Origin of the sequence: Cupriavidus sp. CuC1, from assembly GCF_044627735.1 — a bacterium.
Taxonomy (GTDB): Bacteria; Pseudomonadota; Gammaproteobacteria; order Burkholderiales; family Burkholderiaceae; genus Cupriavidus; species Cupriavidus ulmosensis.
This window is the reverse complement of record NZ_JBIUHC010000370.1, coordinates 1-1,404: the sequence shown is the minus strand read 5'-3', so window position 1 is coordinate 1,404 and position 1,404 is coordinate 1. Positions and strand designations below refer to the sequence as shown.

The window sequence follows — 1,404 nt, the reverse complement described above, 5'->3', positions numbered from 1 at the left end:
GGGTAGAGTCGAGATGTGGCGCGGTAGCGGTAGGTTCGGTTTGTCTGTTGCGGCCACTTTCGTCTGGCGGTGCCCAAGTAACCTTGCCGTAGCCCCGTTTCCACACCCCGCTCATCGAACCGAGCATGCAGATTTGCTGCACTCGGCTCTCGGACAAGAACTCATGTCTTCGCCCACGGCAGGCGTTGTGTAAGTTTCGGAAGGCACACCAGCCCTAATTGCTGGTACAGGTAGTTGTCGGGGTAGCATGTGTATCCCCCAGTGCCTTTCTGATGTTTCTTGCACAGCCACCGGCGTAGCCGCGCAGTGGTGTAGGCGTCGATGGCCTGATATGCTTTGCTCACTGGACCCAGACAAAAATAATTGGCCCAGCCTGTCAGCATCCGGTTCAATTCCTCCACCGCCTGTACGGCATCAAGAAGCGACATCCTTCGTTCGGTCTGCACCCCGACCTTATCGATCAGGCGCTTGATACTTTTCTTCGACGGTCGCATGCTAACGTAAGCCTTCCCCGTCTTGGGCGAGTAATTCTTCCCAAAGGTGTAGCCCAGAAAGTCGAAACTCTCGTCCGGTATTCGGCAGGTTCGTGTCTTTTCCTCATTGATCTCCAGCTTCAGATGCCCCATGAGTTGCCGCATCTGCATCAGGGCTTCATCAGCCCCTCGCTTGCAGCAGATCACAAGATCGTCCGCATAGTTGACGATCTTTGCGCCAAACGTGGCCTCCAGCCCACGCTTCTTCCACCCCAATATGAACCGGCGCATATAGATATTGGCCAGCAGCGGTGAAATCGGCGAGCCTTGAGGAATGCCCCGCTTGCAGTCACGGTTTGGGGTCGTTCGCGTCTTGCGTCCCCGTTTATCGGTCTCTTCTACAGGCGACTCCAGCCACATCTTGAGCAGATGCAGCATCCGCCGATCAACAACCCGGCGTGCCACCGATTTCATGAGCTCGCAATGTGGGATGCCGTCAAAGTAGCCCGACAGATCCGCATCAACAACTTCCCTGTATCCGTTATGCAGCAGGCGATCCACTTCCTTGACCGCGCTCAGCGCATTCTTCCCTTCGCGGTAGGCATGCTGTTCCGGCGGCAGGTCGGCCTCGAAGATTGGCCCCAACACCAACACGCCCGCCATCATGCATACCCGGTCCCTCAGGCAAGAAATTCCTAACGGCCGCAATTTGCCGTTCGGCTTCGGTATGTACACTCGTCTGACCGCCTCCGGTCGATACTTCTCCTCTTTGACTTGTTGCGCCAGTTCCCCGAGCCACTGCTCCCGCCCGTACTCTTCGATGTCATCGAACGTTTGCCCGTCTACCCCCGCCGCCCCCTTGTTGGCCCGACAGCAGTGGTAGGCAAAGGCCAGCACATCCATTCGATACACTTTGTCGTACAGGGCGTAG

At 57.0% G+C, this 1,404-nt stretch carries 1 protein-coding gene; it reads right to left on the bottom strand.

Annotated elements, in window-relative coordinates; all coding sequences use genetic code 11:
- Nucleotides 1-161: 161 nt before the first annotated feature.
- Nucleotides 162-1,404, bottom strand: a 1,243-nt coding sequence (ltrA, locus tag ACGLHR_RS51695; protein WP_400103881.1) for a group II intron reverse transcriptase/maturase, incomplete at its 5' end; no start/stop codon positions are given.